Below are 20,722 nucleotides of genomic sequence, written 5' to 3' on the forward strand. Positions count from 1 at the left end.
TTTTCAATGTAAAACTAATGGTTTACATTTGGTCCGATTTCATATAATCTAATACGGACAATAATTATCCGCTTTAGTCGGCAAAACAAATTTTCCGCTCAAATGGGATTGATGGAGACCACATTAATATTGGAGGTGATGACCAATGCATATGAAGACCGGCGTGGAGCAGTGCGTATATGCGATTTTTCTGCTGAGCATGCTTCCGGACAAGGCGGTTCTGCCCGGCGAGGCAATCAGCCAGCAGCTCGGCACTTCCCCGACGTATTTCCAGAAGCTTTTGCGTAAGCTGGTCAGCGCGGATCTGATCACCTCCGTACCCGGGGTAAAAGGCGGGTTTAAATTGAAGAAAAAAACAGAAGATATCCGTATCTATGATATTTACATCGCGATTGAGGGGCAGCAGTCCCTTTATTCCTCCAGCGGCATTTTCCGGGATATGCTGGAACTGCGGGACGATCCCGATCCGTGCTGCCTTCTGGCCAATTTGATGGAAGAGGCGGAATCCGCCTGGAAGACCGTACTTCAGAGGGAGACGGTAGCATCCATTTACGACGATGCGCATCGGGAGCGTTATAGACAGAAGATTGAATCGCTAAAGGATTGGGTTCACGAAAAAATGGTCGTATAACATACAAACAAGAAAAGAGGGAAAAGCATGATTTCGATTTTAAGCCGAATCAATGAGCTTGCCAAAAAGGAAAAAGAAGAAGGGCTCACCAACGCCGAACGCGTGGAACAGCAATCGCTACGCGAGGATTATCTCCGCGAAATCCGCGGGCAGGTGCTGGGCACGTTCTCCCGCTTGACGGTGGTTGACCCGCTGGGCAATGACGTTACGCCCGAGAAGGTCCGAAAAGTGAAAGCAGAGCAGGAGGAGACGGAAGAGGAAGCTCCCGGCGTTGTAAACCGGATTCGCCGCTATTTGGATTAACGGCCGGCGACAGAGTCTTTACGCATATGCACTTTTATCGATCAATATCATTCACTTGCTTGACAACTTACGATTCAATTGTCCTACCGACATTCATATAAATTTGCAGGAAAGAAGCTGATACCTATGAGCAATCACGATACGAAAACGCTGGATCAGATCAAGTTTTCCGTTCTTGATTTGGCACCCATCGTCAGGGGTGGAACCGCGGCCGAATCGTTTAAAAATACATTGAACCTGGCGCAGCATGCCGAACGTTGGGGCTATAACCGTTATTGGCTGGCTGAGCATCACAACATGCCGGGCATCGCCAGTTCGGCAACGTCCGTCGTCATCGGATATGTAGCCGGAGGGACCCAGTCGATCCGCGTCGGTTCCGGAGGCATCATGCTGCCTAACCATGCGCCGCTGGTCATTGCGGAACAGTTCGGTACGCTGGAAGCCATGTATCCGGGGCGGATTGACCTTGGACTCGGACGCGCTCCGGGTTCCGACCAGCTGACCGCGGAAGCGCTGCGCCGCGACCCGAGCAATGGGCATTATTTTCCGCAGCATGTTCAGGAACTGATGGGCTATTTCGACGAGAAGTCCAAATATAACCGAGTCCGGGCCATTCCGGGGGAAGGACAGCAAGTTCCGATCTGGCTGCTCGGCTCCAGCGATTTCAGCGCTGCTTTGGCCGCCAAGATGGGCCTGCCGTTCTCCTTCGCCAGTCATTTCTCGCCCGATCATACGCTGCAGGCACTGACCATTTACCGGAGACAGTTTCAGCCGTCTGCGGTTCTGGACAAACCTTACGCCATGGTTGGAGTAAACGTGTACGCGGCCGATACAACGGAAGAGGCGGAGTTTATCGCCACATCGCATCAGCAGCAGTTTCTGAGCCTGATCCGGAATACGCCAGGCCAACTCGCCCCGCCGGTTAAATCGCTGGAAGGCAACTGGAACGAGTTCGAGAAGGCGCATGTGATGAAACAGATCCGTTCATCGGTCATCGGCAATCCGGAAGAAGTCAAGCAGCAGCTGCAGGCCTTCCTGAATGAGACCCAGGCGGACGAAATGATTGTCAACTCGATGGTCTACGACCCGGCGGCCCGCCTGCGTTCGTACGAAATCGTGGCCGAAGTCACCGGCATGAAAAAGTGACAGCTTTGAGCGTTATCCTGATTGGGTAACGACTGAAATGGAGAGAGACTGGCCTATATCAAGGCCGGTCTTTTTTTGTTCTTTAGCTCTTTTAGCCGCGCGCAGTGGCGGCTTGAACGGTGGAGTGCAACGCGCCGTATTTGGAAAAAGGGAAACGACAACCTTGTCCGGATGGTGTATAATTTTGGAAATGTTAGGTCTACACCATTTGAAGAAAGTATGAGAGCCATGCGATTTCCTTTTGATAATCCTGTCCGCGAAATCACCTACAAAGAGGTAAACGACCGGAAGCTGCGGTTGTATGTGTCCGAACCGGACCAGGAGGCGGCAAACAGGCCGGTGATTTTGTTTTTCCAAGGGGGAAGCTTTCAGCCAAATCCGAAGTTCTCGCCGGCCCAATTTCAGCACCAGGCCCATGCTTTGGCATCCTTAGGCGTCGTTTCGATCTGCGTGGATTACAGGACAGGGCGTGATGCTGGCTTTACCCCGCTGCAGGCGATTATGGATGTTAAATCAGCCGTGCGGTGGGTGCGTCAGCATGCAGAGCAGCTCGGTGTCGATCCGGAGAAGCTGGCCATATGCGGAGCTTCGGCGGGCGGGTATATTTCCGTATCCTCCATCATGTTCGACCGTTTGAACGACGATTTGGACGATGTGAGCGTGAAGGCCGTTCCCGATAAGCTTGTCATCTTTGCGGCCGGGATGGACGGGGTGGACATTATGTCCCGCCGATACCCCGAGCTGCTGCCTATTGCCGAAGAGATTTCGCCCATCCATCATGTGAGGCGGTGCCTGCCGCAGACGCTCTGGATATGCGGAACCGGGGACGATTTGTATGACCAGAACCGCGGCTTTGTTCGAGAAATGCAGAATGCCGGCAACCCGATTACGTTCAAAACTTATGATGGCACGGAGCATGGCTTTTTTAATTACGGCTGGCATAACAATACCTATTTTCATGAAACCAGGCAGGATATTGAGGGCTTTCTCCGCCCGTGGTTGGAGCATACTGCTGAATAAAAGCTTCAATAACTCTGAAGTTTGGCGCTCTAGCCAGGAACGAAAAACGGTCTGTCGCCGGATTTTGTCATGCTGACAGCGGGTCAGTGAATCTCCGAATTGATTTGATGCCAGTCTTTACTTTTCGACCAGGATATATTACGATAACGTGGATAATGTTTATCCTCTTTGATACAGGATAAAGCGATAGCGTTCAGGATGATGTTTAACCTGGAAGGGAAGGTAACCTCATGAAATTAAGTGTATTGGATCAAGCACCCGTTACGATAGGAAATACGGCGGAAGGAGCGCTTCACAAGGCGGAAGAATTGGCCGTTCTGGCCGACGAGCTGGGATACACCCGTATGTGGATGGCCGAGCACCATGGGGCGCGCACGTTTGCGAGTTCGGCGCCTGAAGTGACTGCGGCCCGTCTTGCGGCCAAAACGCAGACCATTCGGATCGGCACCGGTGGTGTCATGATGATGCATTATTCCCCTTTGAAGCTGGCCGAGGTGTTCAAGACGCTGAGCGCATTCACGCCTGGCCGGATCGACTTCGGCGTCGGCCGGGCACCCGGCGGAGATACAAGCTCCATGTATGCCTTGTCGGAAGGGCGGCAGCTGATGCTGCACAATATGTACGAGAAGCTGAAGACGACGCTGCAGCTGATGAACGATGAGGTTCCGGAAGATAGCCTGTACGCCAAAAACGCCGCATCCCCGGCTCACGTCAACCTGCCTGAGGCATGGCTGCTCGGATCAAGCGGCGACAGTGCGCTTAAGGCCGGAGAGATGGGTGTTGGGTATTCGTTTGCGCAATTTTTCAACGGAGCGATGAGCCGTGAAATTCTGGATATCTATAAAGATCACTTCAAGCCTTCGGCTTTTATGGAGAAACCGCAGATCAGCGTGACCTATTTGGTGACCACCGCTGAGACTAGGGAAGAGGCCGAATATGAGGCGCTGCCGCAGGATCTGTTTCGGCTTATGATGGCTAAGGGGCGGCAGATCACGCAGCTGCTCACCCCGGAAGAAGCGCATAATTACCCGTTAACCGAAATGGACCGGATGCTGATCCAGGACAACCGGAGGCTGCATTTGGTTGGCCCGGTTAAGGAAATTGCCGCCCGCCTGAAGGAAGAGCAGGAGCTGTATGGATTTGATGAGGCCATGATCTGCAGCATCCCGCATTCCCAGGAAAAGCGGCTGCAGGTATATAAGCTGCTGGCACGTGAGCTTTTACAATAGGATATATGACGTAATAATAGCGTACTTACCTCTTGCGATAATGGAGGGGGAGTACGCTTTTTTAGATTATTTATAGGACTTGCAAACGATATTCATCCCGTCTATAGCTGTATTAAAAATTAATGATGTCATAAATATTGATAAATAGCTTAATGTGACGTAATATATAAAACACAATAAAACGAAGCGGGAGGAGGCTTGGGTTTTCACTCAGCAGCACACGGCAGAATTACCGGATTACCGGGGCATGGAATAGGAGGAGAGGTAAAGAAATGGAACGTCATATTGCTATGGATATGGTAAGAGTGACAGAGGCGGGGGCGCTTGCCGCCGGACGCTGGACGGGAAGAGGAGACAAAAACAGCGCAGATCAGGCTGCAACGACAGCGATCAGGAAGCAATTCCATTCGATGCCCATTGATGGAACGGTCGTAATAGGCGAGGGGGAAATGGACGAAGCCCCCATGCTCTATATCGGGGAACAAGTAGGGGACCGCCGCGGTCCGAAGGTTGACATCGCGGTGGATCCGCTTGAGGGGACCGAAACGGTAGCCAGCGGTTTGAACAATGCCATATCGGTCATCGCCGCCGCTCCGGCGGGTCAGCTTCTGCATGCGCCGGATATGTATATGGCCAAGCTGGCGGCAGGTCCAAAGCTGGCCGGCCAGCTGTCACTTGATGATCCGATCGAAACGACGCTTACCAAAGTATCGGCCATACTGAACAAGCCAGTATCGGATGTAACGGTATCGGTTCTGGACAGGGATCGCCACCAGGAGATTATCGCCAAGCTTCGGATGATGGGGGCGCGGATCAAGCTGCTCAGCCACGGTGACGTCATGGGAGCGATTGAGGCGGCGATGGAGAGTGAAGTGGATCTGTATGTCGGCTCAGGCGGTGCGCCCGAGGGCGTATTGGCCGCCGCCGCACTCCGCTGCCTTGGCGGGGAGATGCAGGGAAGACTGCTCCCCGCCGGCCCGCCGGATCTCGAACGCTGCCGGCGGATGGGGATTCCGGATCCGCACATGCTGCTGACGATGGACGATCTCGTAGGTACGAAAGAAGTGCTTTTCGTTGCTACCGGCGTCACTTCCGGATCTTTCTTAAACGGTGTGCGGTATCTGCAGGAAGACAAGGCCGAAACCTATTCAGTCGTCATGCATTCGGCCAACAAGACGATCAGCTACCTGCGGACGATCCATGAGCTTCCGGTTCAGGAGGCATTGGTTCAAGGGGCGGCGATGTAACTCAGGTATCTTATAATGAGCACTAGAATCGAACCAGCAAGGACAGGCGGGAAGCCTGTCCTTGTTGGTTTTATTTTTTCTCGGCAGACAGAATGAGGAACATCGGCCTGCGCGTTTCGTCCTTCATACCGGGGTGGTGCATCAATTTCGGGTCGGGAAGCGGCTCGCGAACCGCCGTGATGGCAAACCCGGTGCGAATTAAATCGTTGATGTAAGTGGAAAGGGTACGGTGATATTTAATGACATGGTCCGTTAAAAACGCTGTGTTGCGAACACCTTCATCCTGATAATGATCCACCGGCCAGTACAGCGGACTGCCCTGGTCGTCCAGAATCCATTCTTGCTCGGGCCGGGACGTAAAAATAGGATGCTCCACCGAGAAGACGAAGGTGCCGCCCTGCTTTAAGCAGCTGTGTACTTTTTGGCATACAGCGTCAAACGACTGCACGTAATGGAAAGCTAGCGAGCTGAGGACGACGTCGAAATGGCCGTCGGGAAAGTGGATATCTTCGATCGGTGCCTGCAGATAGGTGATTGCCGGATCATCTGTTTGTTCACGTGCGGATTCCAGCATTTTAGCCGAAATGTCTACGCCGACCACCTCAGCTGCATGCTGTTCCCGCGCATACCGGCAATGCCAGCCAAAGCCGCAGCCGAGGTCGAGAACCGATTTGCCCTGCAGATCAGGAAGCAGTTCTTTAAATTCATGCCATTCCCCTGCAGCCCCAAGCCCGCCGATGGACCGGGGCATCTCTTTATACGCCGCAAAAAAAGCGGAATCGTCATACTTGTTTTGTTTCATAACCGATGCACTCCTTTATTTGCTATTCACCTTTGCTCTTGTTTCAATCTGATCCAACTATAAATTGGGCGTGTCTTCCGGGTCAAGATGATGCTGAGATTAAGGACATGTTATAACCCGGCATCGACTGGGTATATTGAGAAGAAACAAGTCTTACAAAAGGTGGAAAAACCATGAGATCCAACGCAACGGAGTCTTCCAATCTTTCAGCCCGGATTACGTATTCCAACCCCAATCTCTGGTCGGGATTTCTGGCCGGCATCGGATTTATCGCTTTTGTGGATGAGGTCGTGTTTCATCAGCTGCTGCATTGGCATCATTTTTATGACAAATCCACATCGGCCGTGGGTCTTGTGTCGGACGGCCTGTTTCATGCGCTCAATTGGTTCGCGACGGTCGCCGGCATGTTTATGGTATCGGATCTCCGGCGGAGAAACGCCTTGTGGCCAAAACGCTGGTGGGGCGGCATGCTCCTCGGCGTCGGCGGATTTCAGCTGTATGACGGGACGATCCAGCACAAGTGGATGCGGATTCATCAGATCCGGTACGTTGACAACGTCTTCGTATACGACGTCGTTTGGAATGTCAGCGCTGCCGTCATTCTGATCATCGGCATCATGCTGATCGTTCAAACGGGCAGATTAGCGAAGCGGGAAACGGAAAGGGACGGTTAAATGAACATGACAGGACATCACGCAGGTCATGCTGCCGGAGGTCACCATGATGCCGGGACTGGGACTCTCCATGATGCGCTCTTTATCCTCTTATTTCTCGTGCTTATCGGCCTCTACACTGTGGCGGCGAAAGCTGCGAAACGCCGGTTTAACAGATGGCCCGCCATGCGCACGATCTGCTGGATCCTTGGTGTCACTGCTGCGGCAGGAGCGTTAACGGGACCACTGGCGGCAAGGGCACATGACGATTTTTTATATCATATGCTGGGGCATCTGCTGCTTGGCATGCTCTCCCCTTTATTGCTCGCATGCTCTGCTCCCATAACCTTATTGCTGCGCAGCTTAACGATTTCGTCGGCGCGCAGGATGTCAGCTTGGCTGAAAACCCGGCCAGTGCGTCTGCTGAGCCATCCAGTTACGGCATCTCTTTTGAACGTCGGAGGACTGTGGGTGCTGTATTATACCGGCTTGTACTCGGCAATGCAGCACCATCCGGTTCTTCATGTTTTGGTCCATGCACATATGTTTGTCGCAGGGTACATATACGCCGCGGCGCTGCTCTGCATGGATCCCAGTCCTCACCGGACAGGATACGGATTTCGTGCAGGCATCCTCGTATTATCTCTTGCCGGACATGGAATCTTGGCTAAGGTTCTATATGCATATCCGCCGGGAGGCGTCCCCATAGCTCAGGCTGAATCGGGAGCACAGCTCATGTATTACGGGGGGGATGCCGTCGACCTGATCCTCATCTTTCTGTTTTGTCTGCAGTGGTACAAGTCGGCACGGCCTGGCAAAAGGCACAAGACCGCTTCGTCCCCGGCCATTTCGTAAAATTGACTTTTTTAAAAAAAGGAAACTGACCATTTCTATAGGGTCAGTTTTGTTTTATGTTGGTAGATATACGAATAAGAAAGGTTGGAAGTGGCGATGACAGAAGCTGTCAATCTAATGCATAAAGTCGGACAAGGGATTACTCCGCGGCAATTTATGGAACGTATGCAGGTCAGAGAAATGGTTAACAGCGGGATACCGAATACCGTTGAAAGGTTTTATGACAAATATCATGGATTCCGTACGCTCGATTCGGCCAGGCGGAGTTTGTTTGCATCTTCAGGTGAGCGTTTAGGCATTCGCTGCCTGATCTTATGCACGGACTGGTGTCCGGATGTCATATGGAACGTCCCCGTGCTGTTTCGGATCATGGAGCAGTCCGGCATCCCGGTTGAAGCGCTGATCATGGAAGAACATCTGGATACGATGGATTTATTTCTAACGGACGGCGGAAGAGCCCAGCCTGTGGCGATTTTTGTTGACCGGGGTGGCAACGTGCTCGGCAGGTGGGGGGCGCGCCCAGCCTACATTCAGCAAGTGATGGACGACTTTAAAGCCAGCCGGCCGGACCGGCAGTCCCCTTCCTATCAAGAACAGCTGAACCAAGTTTACCGGGACATCGGAGCTCTTTACCTTGAAGGCGACCGGTACCAGGATGTCATTTTGCAAGAGCTGGACGTGCTGTTTCGTCGGTTTGTTCAAACACCGTAGAGATAGAAAGAGTTTAGGTGCCGAACCAAGCCTTTTTTAAACGATGGATACCTTCTTCCATAACCGGAAGCGGAAGGCCGGCAAAGCCCAAATAAACGACAGGAAGGGGGGCATCGGGCGGGTCAGCCCACATACTGCGGAAATCATACACCCTGACCCGCTGCTGTTCAGCCCGCTGGATCAGCTCTTGAGCGGTACCATGGCGGCGGACGCTCAGCTGAAGGTGAAGCCCCGCATGCTGACCGGTAATATGGACTTGCTCACCCATGTGAATGCGTATCAGGTCTATCAAATGATGATGCTTCTTGCGGTACAAGTTGCGTGTCTTCCGCAAATGTCTGTACCAGTGCCCCTCCCGCATGAACCGCTCCAGCGCCCACTGTTCCAGGCGCGAAGGTGCATGCAGCAGATCAGGGTGGAGGTTGGATAAGTTGAGCAAGAGTGTGGGAGGAACGACCATATAATTGATGCGGAGCGCAGGCGACAATGTCTTCGAGAAGGTACCGATATAGATAACCCTGCCTTTGTTATCAAGCCCTTGAAGGGAGGGGATCGGCTTGCCCTGATACCGGAATTCTCCGTCATAGTCATCCTCGATAATATAAGCGCCCGCCGTTTCAGCCCATGCGAGCAGACGCACCCGCTGCGAATACGGCATGATGCTTCCTGTCGGGAACTGATGCGAAGGTGTGACATATACGGCCTGAAAAGGAACTTTTGCCAGCTCATCCACAAGCAGCCCTTGGCCGCTAACCGGGACCGGAACCGCCTCCCAGCCGTATCCGTTCAATAGGTTCCTTACGAGATCGAAGCCAGGCTCTTCAAATGCCACCCGCCGTATCCCGTTCAGAAGTTTAACCAGAATTCCGATGCTGTACGACATGCCGCTGCCAATGATGACTTGCTCCGGTGAACAGAGGACGCCTCTGGAATGAGCCAGATACTCCGAGATGGCAGCCCGCAGTCCCGGTTCGCCTCGGGAATCCCCATATCGACCCAGCTGTGCGGCCAATGGCTGTACGGCTTCTTTTAGCATTTTGTTCCATGTCCGCATTGGAAACGAATCTCCATCCATATGGGTAGGGTTAAAATCGATCCAGTCTATGCCTTCTTCGCGTAAACACTCGTGAAATCCTGGCACGGTATGCTTAAGCTGCATACGCCGAGCCGGAGACGTTGTCACGACTTTTTGTATAAATTCAGGGTCGTCCACCACGTAAAAGCCCGACTTAGGTTTGTTGACGACATAGCCTTCGACCACCAGCATGTGATATGCGGTTTCGACAGGCGTCTTGCTGATATGGAGCTGCTGCTGAAGCGCCCGTACGGACGGCAGCCGGGTCCCAGCCGCAACTTTCCCTAAGCGGATTTGTTCGCGGATCAAATGATAGAGTTGAAGATATAACGGAGAGCCTGAATGCTCGGGTAGCAGAAGGTCAAACATGGGATACCGCCTTTGCGTAGGATTCGCTGATTCTTGTCCTCATCGTATCACAAGAGGGTCTCGATCTGCAGCGATGGCTGCAACGCAAGTTGACGGATTTCTTGACCGTTATTTTGTTTGTAGATTCAGTGTATTTAGAAAAGGCTTCAGCTTGTTCACGACGTAGTGGCTGCCGCCGCGTGCATGTACATTTTCGATCAGTGCGGATATCAGGAAAGAAGATTGCTCCGCGTCGAAGGCGACTACAAATCCATTCTCCTCGCCCTGTTCGCCTTTTTTGGCTTTCAGCTCGGCTGTACCGGTTTTTGCCGCCAGCTTCAGCTCGGCAGAAGACAGCGCGTGAGCGGTGCCGCCGCTTCGGCTGACGACCTGCGTCAGTGCATCTTTGACCGTTCCGGCAACCTGGGGAGTGATGATTTGGATCGCTTGAGGAGATTCTTGATCTTCCTGCCGTAGAAAGAGGATAGGGGGGACAAGTTTGCCTTGCTGGGCGAAGGGTGTGAATGCGACCGCCACATGGATCGGGGACAACAGCATTTCTCCTTGTCCATAGGACGTATCCGCGAGCAGAACTTCCGAAGCCAGGTCCCGGTGGGAGGCGTTGGCATACTGGCTTGGCTTCAGGTTGATCATGTCCAGCCCCCAATTCTCGCCGAAGCCGAATTTGGATATGCCTTCGATAAATTTGCCGTTGCCCATTTCCAGCGCTTCTTGAGCAAAATAAATGTTGTCCGAATACACGAGGGCATCCACCATATTCACGGAGCTGACGTCCTTCACCCGCGTGACATAGTACCCGCCCCAGCCCGCGTCTTTTTTCCAATGCAGACCGTCAATGCGGCGGGTTTTATCCGCCTTGGTTATGCCTTCGGTCAGGCCGGCAGCGGCCGTCACCGCTTTAAACACCGATCCCGGCGCATACCGGGCCGCGAACCGGTTAAAGAAAGGAAGCTCCGGATCCTTGGAATAAGCGTCCCATTCCTGCTGTGACAGGCCGATGACCATTTGGTTCGGGTCATACGAAGGGGTGCTGACCAGGGCCAGCAGATCTCCATGCTTCGGATTCATCAACACTGCTGCACCGGTATCGCCGGACAGCGTACGGTACAGGTCCTGCTGAAGAGCGGAGGCGACCGTAAGGCGGATGTTCTCGCCGTTTACCGCTGGCTTCTGGGCAACGATGCGTTTACGGTTACCCTTCGCGTCGGTAATTTCGATCAATCCCCCTTTCCGTCCCCGCAGCTGCTTTTCCAGCGATTGTTCCAGTCCGGCCTTGCCAATCCAGTCCCCGGCTGCATAATAGCCGTCTTTATCGTTCTGCAAATCTTCCTGCGTCACCTGATGGACATAACCGGTGAGGTGGGCGGCGGCTTGGCCCAGCGGATAGTACCTCACTTCTTTCGGTCTGACCGAGACTCCCGGCAGTTTCTGGGACAGATCGGCATCGGGAACATTGGCCATTGGAACAAAATAATCCGGTTTGACCCATTTCTGCGCCAGCTTTTTTTGGATATATTCCACCGGAAGTTTGAAATAGGCGGCGATGCTGGAGATCGTCTGATTCGGATGGTCGCCGAGTTCGGAAGGGGTAATCCCCCATTCGTATGCGGTGCCGCGGGTAGCCAGCAGGTTCCCGTCCCGGTCCGTGATTTCACCACGCTGAGGCGTCAATACCCGGACCCTTACTTTGTCGCCGGCGGACATCTCTGGTAGAATCAGAGAAGGATGCCACTCGATGGCCCAAACCTTATTATGGTCTAGCTCAACCTGAAGCAGCTTCAAGTGGTAATCTCCATCAACATCGCCGATCTGGGTATGCCAGGTAGCGGTATAGTCCATGGAATAATGATGATCTTCTTCGGACTGGAAGGCAGGCCCCTGTGTCACTTTAACGCCGGTAACGCCCATTCCGCTGAAGATCGATTGGTATTTCTCGACGAACTGCTCGCGGCTCATTCCCGATTGCTCAAGGGATTCAGGCGTCATGAGGTCGTAGAGCCTGTCAAATTTCATTTCTTTCAGACTGTTGAAGTAAGACTGCAGCGTCTGTTCGGGACCGGGTTCATCCCGCCCCTGGATAAACACGTATATCGCCATCCCGCTGGCAACCAGAAAAGCTAACAGCACGTATGTAAAAAATTGTTTTCGCTTCAATCGCTTCATTGCTATAAACCTCGCTTTTGAAATATAATTCACAAGTAAACATGGAAACGGGTATAGGCTAACTATAAAATCAGCAGGGTAGGCAAACAATGGAACAAATCTGACGAATTTATCATTGACGGGAGAAAGAGACAAAGGAAAGTGAGAGGTAGATATGCCGGACAAAATCAAAATCATGATTGATACCGCCGGCCAGAAAGGCCATGGATCGTTTATTTACTTGGAAGAAGGAGAAACCGTGACGGTTGGTAGACATACCGGCTCGGAACAAGGGATGCTCGAGATATACAACCTGCTGGTATCTAAACAGCACTGCCGGATCGCGTGGACCGAAGAGGGGCTTCAAGTCGAGGATTTAGGCAGCAAGAACGGGACCGAGCTGAACGGCCAGCGCTTGAACCCCCATGAACCCGCTGCGGTGTCTCCGGGTGACCGCCTAACTCTGGTGAACGGACTGGTTGCTTTGGAGCTGGAGACGGTCATGGACCTAGAGGAAACGAGGGAGTATGTTTTTTCGGGGTGGCCTGAAGACGATGTGCGCTTGAATGACGATATGCAGAGCGTTCAGATTGATGAGGAGACGGTCCCGCTATCTAAGAAGGAATACCAGCTGTTTAAGCTCATGCACAGCCGGCTGGACCATTTTGTGACCCGGGACGAAATTATGAGATATGTATGGCCCGAGCGCTGTATCGATGATACTGAGCTGGTTGGCATTGACGAGGTCAATTCACTGATTTACCGGACGAACAAGAAACTGCAAGGATATTTCGTCATCAAGTCGGTGTACAAAAAAGGCGTATATATGAAACGGGAATATGCGGGGTCTGATTCGGCCTTATCCCGGTGACTCGGCCTAATAGTAATTTTAACAACCCGCCCGGAATGTCTGAGGCGGGTTGTCGTCATCTTTATCGTTCATTGGAACGAAAATGATAAAAACAAACAGCCAGCCTTCCCCTAGCGGGGAAAAGGCTGGCTGTTGTGTTGTTCAAAGAAGCTGCGGTACGCTTGCGTCGGATCTTCAAACCAATGGGCTATGCGGTCCGCCGTATTCTGGTCAGCTGCCGCTTGCATCAGAAGCTCGGCAATATGTCCCGGCAGCGGCTGGGTCATGGCGTTGGTCCATTCAGTCACGGCCTTGATATAAGGCTGCGTCCGGTTCCAATATTCGCTGCCGACCGACTCGTCCCAATCAGCATCCGCATGGACCAGCAGCGTCTCGTACAGCTGCTCGGCAGCGTACGAAGCCGTATTGCAGCCCTGCCCGGTGATCGGGTCGGCAAGGAATACGCTGTCTCCGCATCCCAGGATGAGCGTGCCATTATGCATGACATACGGGCGGTGAACCGCAGGGGTGACGGCCGTGAGCAGATATGCGTTGTCGTCAATCAGCGCGAATTTGGCCGGATCGATCCGCCCGGCAATCTCCGGGAGGTGTTCCTCCACCATGCCAAGCATCCGCTCGGCAAAAGCATCCGGTCCCTTCACGCCGACAAAAGCATCCAGTGCTCCGCCCGGAACCGCTTCAATAAACAGTATTGTGGCCCGTCCGTTTGACGTAACGGCAGGAATCTCGAACATTTCACCGGTGCCGGGCATCACCGTAATGGAAATGCCTTCGGGCTCGACCGGACGTATACCGGAGAAATAACCGACGATGCATTTCCGCTGCGGTGTCCGGAAGGGCGTCAGGCTCTCATCGACGGGAAAAGAGGCGACCGGTCCCGATTTGCCGGCTGCGTCGATGATCAGGTCGAACGAGGCGGCGAGCGCATCCAGATCACCAGCCGCAATGCGTCCATGCCGGAACCGAACGCCATCCTTGGCCAAATCCTCCATGGCATCCGCAAACCGGATGCGCTGATCGGTGGAAGTGGCGATGCCTGTCAACTGCCCGGTAAACAGCTTTTGTCCGCCGAGCTGAAAGTGAATGGTCCGGATCTGCGGCGCATCGCTGTTCGCGGGCATTTGCACACGCCGCTCGCGCGCAAGTGTCGGCTGGAAATGAACCTGGGTCGAACGGACTCTTCCGCTGCGGACCTCATCAGGTTCTTCATGATGCAGCACGGTGACGTCAAAATCGTCCTTCAGCGCATAGGCCAGCTGCAGCCCGGCCGTTCCGCTTCCGATAATGCCGATGGTTCTCATGAGTGATCTCCTCCTTGATCTGTGGGGACTATTTAAAAAGCATACCTTTGAGCCCGGAAGGACCAACAGGGAACAATTGACTAATTTTAGCTCAGACGAAGCGGGATTTCTTTCACCCCGCGCACGATCATGCCGGGTCTCCATTCCAGATCCCCGATCGCTCCTTCAAGCGCAAAGTCGGGAAAACGCCGCAGCAGCGTATTGACCGCAATCTCTCCCTCCAAGCGGGCGAGCGGGGCGCCAAGGCACAGGTGTATCCCTTTGCCGAACGCCAGATGCGGGCTCTTGCCGCGGGTAATGTCAAACAGGTCCGGGTCCTCAAACTGGGCCGGATCCCGGTTGGCTGCATCGAGCGCGACGATCACGAGGTCGCCCCGTTGGAATGGCTGGCCCCTGAATTCCAGATCCTCGGACGCCCAGCGGGAGGTGCTGAATTCCACAGGGCCGTTGTACCGGAGCATTTCCTCGACGGCTCCCTGGATGAGTTCCGGCCGGTCCTGAAGGAGTTGGCGCTGCTCCGGATATTCCAGCAGGGCCAGCACGCCGTTGCCGATCAAGTTGACCGTCGTCTCGTGGCCGGCGATGATCATCAGCGTGACGACGCCATACAACTCTTCCTCAGTCAGGCGATCCCCTTGATGTTCCGCAACCACCAGCTCGCTGATCATGTCGTCCCCAGGCTGTTCGCGGATGTTTTCAAACCAATCCTTCAAATAAGCGATAAATTCGTTCATATGGCGAGAGACATCCTCGCCCATTTTCTGATTCGAAGCCTCAATGATGGAGTTCGACCACACCCGAAACTTGTCCTGATCCTCCGTGGGCACGCCCAAAATTTCGCTGATGACGATGATCGGCAGCGGAAAGGCGTAATCGTCAATGAGGTTCAGATGATCCTTGCCGGAGACCGCATCCAGAAGCCTGTCCGCAATCTCCTGGATATGATCCCGCATGCTTTCGATCCGCTGGGGCGTGAAGCCCTTTTGCACCAGACCGCGAAGACGTTTGTGATCCGGCGGGTCGGAGAACAGCATGTTTTTGGAGAACACGCTTGGATGCTCCTGCCCGATGAATTTGGTCATGTCCTTGATGAACCTCGGATCTTTCAGCACGGCTGCCGCATCCTCGTAGGTGCTGATGAGCCAGCCGGTTTGCCCGTTAGGAAGCATGACTTTCACAACGGGATCGCTTTGACGCAGTTTCTCGTACACGGGGTAAGGGTTGCGGGTAAAGTCGCTTGTAAACAACGCATTTTTCGGAGTTTCGCTTGCATGCATAGACAATGGACTCCTCTCGAAACAATGATAGATTGCCCTTTCATTATAAAAGAATATGGGAACGATATCCAAAAAGCGCGCTCTAGCCTCTATATCAACCTATGCAGCCCTTCCTGTAATTTTCGGATAACAACATCAAAACGGTAGTTTTTCGGTAATGTTTACCGTTTTTGTTCATTCGATTGGAGAAATCGTCATCCACCGCAAGAAAAAAGATAATCGTTTTGTATTTTCTGCTCATATCCGGTGGAACGCTGCTTCGATAGTCTGAAAGGGCAAGATTCACCACATATCAAATGGAGGTTGTAGGCATGAAAAAAATCGCAGCTGCGGGTCTGATCATCGCGATGCTGGGCAGTGTGCTGGCGGGCTGTTCATCCGGCGGCAAGAGCAGCGAAGATGCGGCAAAGGGGTCAAGTCCGGGAGGAGCGGCCGAATCGGCGACCTACCCATTAAAAACCGATGAGAAGCTGTCCTACTGGGGCGAGATCAACGGCAACCTGGTCGGAATCAAGGCGACGCATGACGAAATTCCTTTCTTTCAGAAATGGCAGGAAAAAACCGGGGTACCGCTCGAGTTCACCGCGCCGCCGACCGGTCAAGTTAAGGAAGCCTTCAACGTCATGCTGGCCTCTGGGGATTTGCCGGATATGATCGAATACAACTTTATCGGCGATTTTCCCGGCGGACCGGAAAAGGCGATCAAGGACGGTTATATTTTGAAGCTGAACGATCTGATCGACAAGTATGCTCCAAACCTGAAAAAGTACCTTCAGGAGCATCCCGACATCGACAAGATGGTCAAAACGGACAGCGGCAGCTATTACGCGTTCCCGTTCATCCGGGGCGACGAATACCTGCGCGTATTCCAGGGGCCAATTATCCGGAAGGACTGGCTGGACGAGCTGGGTCTGCCGGTGCCGGAAACGATCGATGAATGGACGGCGACGCTGAGAGCCTTCAAAGAGAAAAAAGGGGCGGCCGCACCGTTTTCGGTCGTGAGCAAGCCGCGCTTTTTCAATGAATCCGGCAACGGCGCATTTATCGGTGCCTTCGGTGTGAACCGCGGGTTTTATCAGGAAGACGGGAAGGTCAAATTCGGCCCCGCCGAGCCTGGTTTTAAAGCGTATTTGAAACTGTTCCATGACTGGTATAAGGAAGGCTTGATCGACAAAAACATAGCGACGGCGGATACGAAGGCAGTTGACGGCAACATGGCATCCGGCGCTACCGGGGCCACGATCGGTAACGCCGGAGGAGGCATCGGCAAATGGCAGCCGCTCGTTGAGGCAAACGATCCGAAAGCCGTGCTTGTTGCGGCGCCTTATCCGGTGCTGAACAAAGGGGACAAGCCCAAATTCGGACAGCTGAACCAGGCCTATGCGTCCGAAGGAACGGTAGCGGTCACGACCGCAGCGAAAGATCCCGCGCTCGCGGTGCGTATGCTGGATTACGGGTACAGCGAGGAAGGACATATGTTCTTCAACTTCGGTGAGGAAGGCGTCAGCTACAACATGGAGAACGGCTATCCGAAATTTACCGATCTCTTGATGAAAAATCCGGACAAGCTCGCTCCCGCCCAGGCGATATCCCTGTATGCGCGCAGCAGCTATAACGGGCCGTTCGTGCAGGATAAGCGTTACGCGGAGCAGTTCTTTGCGCTCCAGACGCAGCGGGATGCGGTGGAGGTTTGGAAAAACACCGATGCGGCGAAGTATAACCTGCCATCCATTACGCCGACGCCGGATGAAAGCTCCGAGTATGCCACCATCATGAATGATATCAACACGCTGGTGGATGAAATGACGATCAAGATCATTCTCGGCTCCGAGCCGGTCGATCAATATGACAGTTATGTCGCCAAGATGAAGTCGTTGGGACTGGACCGGGCGATCGAAATTCAAACGGCGGCGCTGCAGCGTTACAACAGCCGGTAAGCACAAGGGAAGGGGAGGGCCTGCTCTCCCCCTAATATAATCGAGGTGAACTTCAGGCATGGCAAATCGGCAATCGTTTCGAAGCCGGCTCGTTCGTGATTTTGTGCTCAACAAGTATTTATACATCATGATGCTGCCGGTGATCGCCTATTATTTGGTCTTTCATTACGCACCCATGTACGGGGCGCTGATCGCTTTCAAAGATTATTCGCCCATGAAGGGCATTCTGGGCAGCGACTGGGTCGGATTGAAGCATTTTCATGACTTTTTCGGCAGCTACTATTTTTGGAGAATTTTAAAAAATACGATCTTGATCAGCCTCTATACGCTGGTTTTTGAGTTCCCGGCGCCGATCATACTGGCACTCCTGATCAATGAAGTACGCAAGAAGAAATTCAAACGCGTCGTCCAGACGATCACGTATATGCCGTATTTTATTTCGCTCGTCGTCATTTGCGGCATCATCACCGATTTTACGAACGCGGATGGGCTCATCAACCGCCTGTTCATGTTCCTGGGCTATGACGGCCAGGCCATGCTGCAAAAGCCCGATCTGTTCCGGCCCATCTACGTGCTGTCTGAAATCTGGCAGCGGATCGGCTGGGAATCGATTATTTATATAGCTGCGCTCATGAGCATCGATCTGGAGCAGTACGAAGCAGCCCGGATCGACGGGGCAAGCCGTCTGAAGCAGATGCTGTACATTACACTGCCCGGACTGCTGCCGACCATTATGATCATGTTCATTCTCCGGATGGGGAACCTGCTCAACGTCGGGTTTGAAAAGATCATTCTTCTATATAACCCGGTTACGTACGAAACGGCAGACGTCATCTCCTCCTTCGTATACCGCAAGGGCCTGCTGGAGTTCGGCTGGAGCTACAGCTCCGCCGTCGGTTTGTTCAACTCGGTCATCAATCTCGTCCTCCTGATTACGGCCAACGCCATCAGCCGGAGGGTGAGCCAAAACAGCCTATGGTGAGGTGGTAAGCTTGAAAACAGAGAGCGGTTGGGGTGACCGCATATTCAATGTCATCAACTATGCCCTGATGATTTTCCTGGTCGTCGTGACCTTGTATCCACTGGTGTATGTATTGTTCGCTTCGTTCAGCGATTCGGCCCGGCTGCTCGGCCACAAGGGCTTTCTGTGGCGTCCGCTTGGCTTCAGCCTCGACGCCTATAAGAGCGTGCTGGACAACCCGGGCATCGGCATTGGCTTTCGCAACACACTGTTCATTCTGGTATTCGGGGTAGCGGTAAATCTGCTGCTTACCTCGATGGGCGCTTATGTCCTGTCGCGCAAAAACGTGATGTGGAACAAGGTGTTCATGTTCATCATCGTGTTCACTATGTTCTTCAGCGGCGGTCTGATCCCGCTGTATCTCGTCGTCAAAGGCGTGGGTCTGCTGGACACGCTGTGGTCAACGATCATTCCGTTCGCCGTCAGCACGTTTAACCTGATCATCATGCGGACGGCCTTCATGGGCATTCCGGACAGTCTGGAGGAATCGGCCAAAATCGACGGCGCGAATCATTTCACCATTTTGTTCCGGATTATCATCCCGTTGTCCATGCCGGTCATCGCCGTCATGATTCTCTATTATGCGGTGGACAAGTGGAACGGATGGTTCTACGCGTCGGTGTTTATCAAAGACAGAAACCTGTTTCCCCTGCAGCTGGTGCTGCGTGAAATTCTGATTTCCAACTCGACCGACAGCATGTCATCGGGCGCTTCGGCGGGAGACCGGTTCCAAATCGGGGAAACGATCAAATACGCAACGATTATGGTGGCGACCGTGCCTATTCTGTGCGTGTATCCGTTCCTGCAGCGGTTTTTCGTGAAGGGAGTCATGGTCGGCTCGCTGAAGGGCTGATGCACGTAACTGCAAAAAGGATGCTGGTATGAAAAAGGAGGTCATTGCACGATGGGGTTTGAAACGGTTAAACAGGATATTTGGCGGCAGATCGTCCGCAAGGCGGAGCAAATGCTGGAACGAATCGGATACAAATCGCCGCATGCCGCAGGCCAAGACGGAAAATACGATGATATGCGGATCGATTGGTGGACTTCGGGCTTTTGGCCGGGGATGCTGTGGCTGATGTACGACATGACCGGTGAGGATAAATACCGGGAGGCTGCCTGGAACTGGGATGAAAGGTTGTCGGAACTGTGGCTCGCCCCGAATCATTACGATCATGATGTTGGTTTTCAGTTTTTGCCTACCGCGGTCATCAAGCATAAGCTGACCGGAGACGAAGACGCGGCAAGACGCGCGCTCCTTGCCGCCGGCTTCCTGGCAGGGCGCTTCAACCCTGCCGGCCGGTTCATCCGCGCCTGGAACGGCGACAAGACCGGCTGGTCGATCATCGATACGATGATGAATCTGTCGCTGTTGTTCTGGGCATCTGAAGAGAGCGGAGACCCGCGGTATGCACATATCGCAGGGCAGCATGCGGATACGGTCGTCCGCCATTTCGTCCGCCCGGACGGGTCCGTGCATCATATCATCCGGTTCGATGCCGAAACCGGCGAAGCCGCCGAAGCGATCGGCGGACAGGGCTTTGCGCCGGATTCGGCCTGGAGCCGGGGGGCGGCCTGGGCACTATACGGTCTAACGAATGCGTATCGTTATACGGACCGTCCGGATTACCTTGCGGCAGCCCAGCGGGTGGCGAACTTTTTTATCGCGCATCTTCCCGGGGATGGCGTGCCGTACTGGGATTTTCGTGCGGAAGCCGTGGAGGCCGAGGGCGGCATTGTGCGAGACAGCTCAGCCGGTGCCATCGCGGCATCCGGATTGCTGGAGCTCGCGGAAGTGCTTGGCGATATCCGGGGAAGAGGATATCTTGATGCCGCGCAGCGGATTATGCATTCCCTGTACACGGCGTACGGAACATGGAATGATCCGGATCATGAGGCCGTCCTGCTCCACGGAACCGGCCATAAGCCGGTATCACAAAACGTGGATGTATCTCTCATTTACGGCGACTACTTTTTTATTGAGGCGGCCGCCAAACTGAACGGATGGAAGCACCGGATCTTTTAAAAAGATACGTATAGCGAGTTGATACAGGATGCATGACCGCCTGTCCATTCATCCGCGTGAGCCTGGGTAGACCGTGAGGTCTCCCGAGGCTTTTTCGCGTTAATTC

At 53.5% G+C, this 20,722-nt stretch carries 19 protein-coding genes; 14 read left to right on the forward strand and 5 right to left on the reverse strand.

Annotated features, from left to right (window positions below):
* The first annotated feature begins 145 nt into the window (after positions 1–145).
* The 6 genes from ABIE48_RS12325 to glpX all read left to right on the forward strand — a co-directional run bounded on the left by ABIE48_RS12325 (position 146) and on the right by glpX (position 5,576).
* Positions 146–631: an RrF2 family transcriptional regulator gene (locus ABIE48_RS12325; protein ID WP_089547005.1), complete on the forward strand. Its 486-nt coding sequence runs from the start codon at positions 146–148 to the stop codon at positions 629–631.
* 27 nt (positions 632–658) lie between these two features.
* Positions 659–934, forward strand: a complete 276-nt coding sequence (locus tag ABIE48_RS12330) for a DUF896 domain-containing protein (RefSeq protein ID WP_076166701.1) — start codon at positions 659–661, stop codon at positions 932–934.
* 126 nt (positions 935–1,060) lie between these two features.
* Positions 1,061–2,080 (forward strand): LLM class flavin-dependent oxidoreductase, encoded by a 1,020-nt coding sequence (locus ABIE48_RS12335; protein ID WP_145020499.1) that lies wholly within the window; start codon positions 1,061–1,063, stop codon positions 2,078–2,080.
* 228 nt (positions 2,081–2,308) lie between these two features.
* Positions 2,309–3,100 (forward strand): alpha/beta hydrolase, encoded by a 792-nt coding sequence (locus ABIE48_RS12340; RefSeq protein WP_354518959.1) that lies wholly within the window; start codon positions 2,309–2,311, stop codon positions 3,098–3,100.
* Positions 3,101–3,330: 230 nt separating this feature from the next.
* Positions 3,331–4,329 carry an LLM class flavin-dependent oxidoreductase gene (locus ABIE48_RS12345; RefSeq protein WP_192714419.1) on the forward strand — a complete coding sequence of 333 codons (999 nt, stop codon included), beginning with the start codon at positions 3,331–3,333 and terminating at the stop codon, positions 4,327–4,329.
* 272 nt (positions 4,330–4,601) lie between these two features.
* Positions 4,602–5,576 carry a class II fructose-bisphosphatase gene (gene glpX, locus ABIE48_RS12350; protein WP_145020490.1) on the forward strand — a complete coding sequence of 325 codons (975 nt, stop codon included), beginning with the start codon at positions 4,602–4,604 and terminating at the stop codon, positions 5,574–5,576.
* Between the two features lie 70 nt (positions 5,577–5,646).
* Here the strand turns inward: glpX and ABIE48_RS12355 are convergent, their stop codons facing one another.
* The gene (locus ABIE48_RS12355; RefSeq protein WP_192714418.1) at positions 5,647–6,378 is read right to left on the reverse strand and encodes a class I SAM-dependent methyltransferase; all 732 of its coding nucleotides are present in this window, start codon (positions 6,376–6,378) and stop codon (positions 5,647–5,649) included.
* A gap of 173 nt (positions 6,379–6,551) precedes the next feature.
* Between ABIE48_RS12355 and ABIE48_RS12360 the strand changes: the two genes are divergently transcribed.
* The 3 genes from ABIE48_RS12360 to ABIE48_RS12370 all read left to right on the forward strand — a co-directional run bounded on the left by ABIE48_RS12360 (position 6,552) and on the right by ABIE48_RS12370 (position 8,597).
* Positions 6,552–7,052, forward strand: a complete 501-nt coding sequence (locus ABIE48_RS12360) for a DUF2243 domain-containing protein (RefSeq protein ID WP_192714417.1) — start codon at positions 6,552–6,554, stop codon at positions 7,050–7,052.
* Positions 7,053–7,886 carry a cytochrome c oxidase assembly protein gene (locus tag ABIE48_RS12365; protein WP_354518961.1) on the forward strand — a complete coding sequence of 278 codons (834 nt, stop codon included), beginning with the start codon at positions 7,053–7,055 and terminating at the stop codon, positions 7,884–7,886.
* Between the two features lie 96 nt (positions 7,887–7,982).
* On the forward strand, positions 7,983–8,597 hold the full coding sequence (locus ABIE48_RS12370) for a thioredoxin family protein (RefSeq protein WP_145020481.1): 615 nt from the start codon (positions 7,983–7,985) through the stop codon (positions 8,595–8,597).
* A gap of 13 nt (positions 8,598–8,610) precedes the next feature.
* Here the strand turns inward: ABIE48_RS12370 and pdxR are convergent, their stop codons facing one another.
* Positions 8,611–10,041 carry a MocR-like pyridoxine biosynthesis transcription factor PdxR gene (gene pdxR / locus ABIE48_RS12375; RefSeq protein WP_192714416.1) on the reverse strand — a complete coding sequence of 477 codons (1,431 nt, stop codon included), beginning with the start codon at positions 10,039–10,041 and terminating at the stop codon, positions 8,611–8,613.
* Positions 10,042–10,149: 108 nt separating this feature from the next.
* Positions 10,150–12,204, reverse strand: coding sequence for a penicillin-binding protein PBP4(5) (gene pbp4, locus ABIE48_RS12380; RefSeq protein ID WP_192714415.1), 2,055 nt, complete (start codon positions 12,202–12,204; stop codon positions 10,150–10,152).
* 154 nt (positions 12,205–12,358) lie between these two features.
* Between pbp4 and ABIE48_RS12385 the strand changes: the two genes are divergently transcribed.
* Positions 12,359–13,054, forward strand: a complete 696-nt coding sequence (locus tag ABIE48_RS12385; protein ID WP_145020472.1) for an FHA domain-containing protein — start codon at positions 12,359–12,361, stop codon at positions 13,052–13,054.
* A 110-nt stretch (positions 13,055–13,164) separates the two neighbouring features.
* Here ABIE48_RS12385 and ABIE48_RS12390 read toward each other — a convergent pair whose 3' ends face one another.
* Positions 13,165–14,355 (reverse strand): styrene monooxygenase/indole monooxygenase family protein, encoded by a 1,191-nt coding sequence (locus ABIE48_RS12390; protein WP_192714414.1) that lies wholly within the window; start codon positions 14,353–14,355, stop codon positions 13,165–13,167.
* A gap of 86 nt (positions 14,356–14,441) precedes the next feature.
* Positions 14,442–15,632 carry a cytochrome P450 family protein gene (locus ABIE48_RS12395; protein ID WP_192714413.1) on the reverse strand — a complete coding sequence of 397 codons (1,191 nt, stop codon included), beginning with the start codon at positions 15,630–15,632 and terminating at the stop codon, positions 14,442–14,444.
* Positions 15,633–15,943: 311 nt separating this feature from the next.
* On the opposite strand from ABIE48_RS12395, the gene ABIE48_RS12400 reads away from it, so the two are divergent.
* From ABIE48_RS12400 to ABIE48_RS12415, 4 genes are all read left to right on the forward strand, one after another.
* On the forward strand, positions 15,944–17,569 hold the full coding sequence (locus tag ABIE48_RS12400) for an extracellular solute-binding protein (protein WP_192714412.1): 1,626 nt from the start codon (positions 15,944–15,946) through the stop codon (positions 17,567–17,569).
* A 58-nt stretch (positions 17,570–17,627) separates the two neighbouring features.
* Positions 17,628–18,551: an ABC transporter permease gene (locus tag ABIE48_RS12405; RefSeq protein WP_076166645.1), complete on the forward strand. Its 924-nt coding sequence runs from the start codon at positions 17,628–17,630 to the stop codon at positions 18,549–18,551.
* Between the two features lie 67 nt (positions 18,552–18,618).
* Positions 18,619–19,443, forward strand: coding sequence for a carbohydrate ABC transporter permease (locus ABIE48_RS12410; RefSeq protein WP_397341301.1), 825 nt, complete (start codon positions 18,619–18,621; stop codon positions 19,441–19,443).
* A gap of 51 nt (positions 19,444–19,494) precedes the next feature.
* The gene (locus tag ABIE48_RS12415) at positions 19,495–20,616 is read left to right on the forward strand and encodes a glycoside hydrolase family 88 protein (protein ID WP_192714411.1); all 1,122 of its coding nucleotides are present in this window, start codon (positions 19,495–19,497) and stop codon (positions 20,614–20,616) included.
* The last annotated feature ends 106 nt before the right edge of the window (positions 20,617–20,722 follow it).

The organism is Paenibacillus sp. OAE614 (genome assembly GCF_040546645.1).
GTDB lineage: Bacteria > Bacillota > Bacilli > Paenibacillales > Paenibacillaceae > Paenibacillus_AQ > Paenibacillus_AQ favisporus.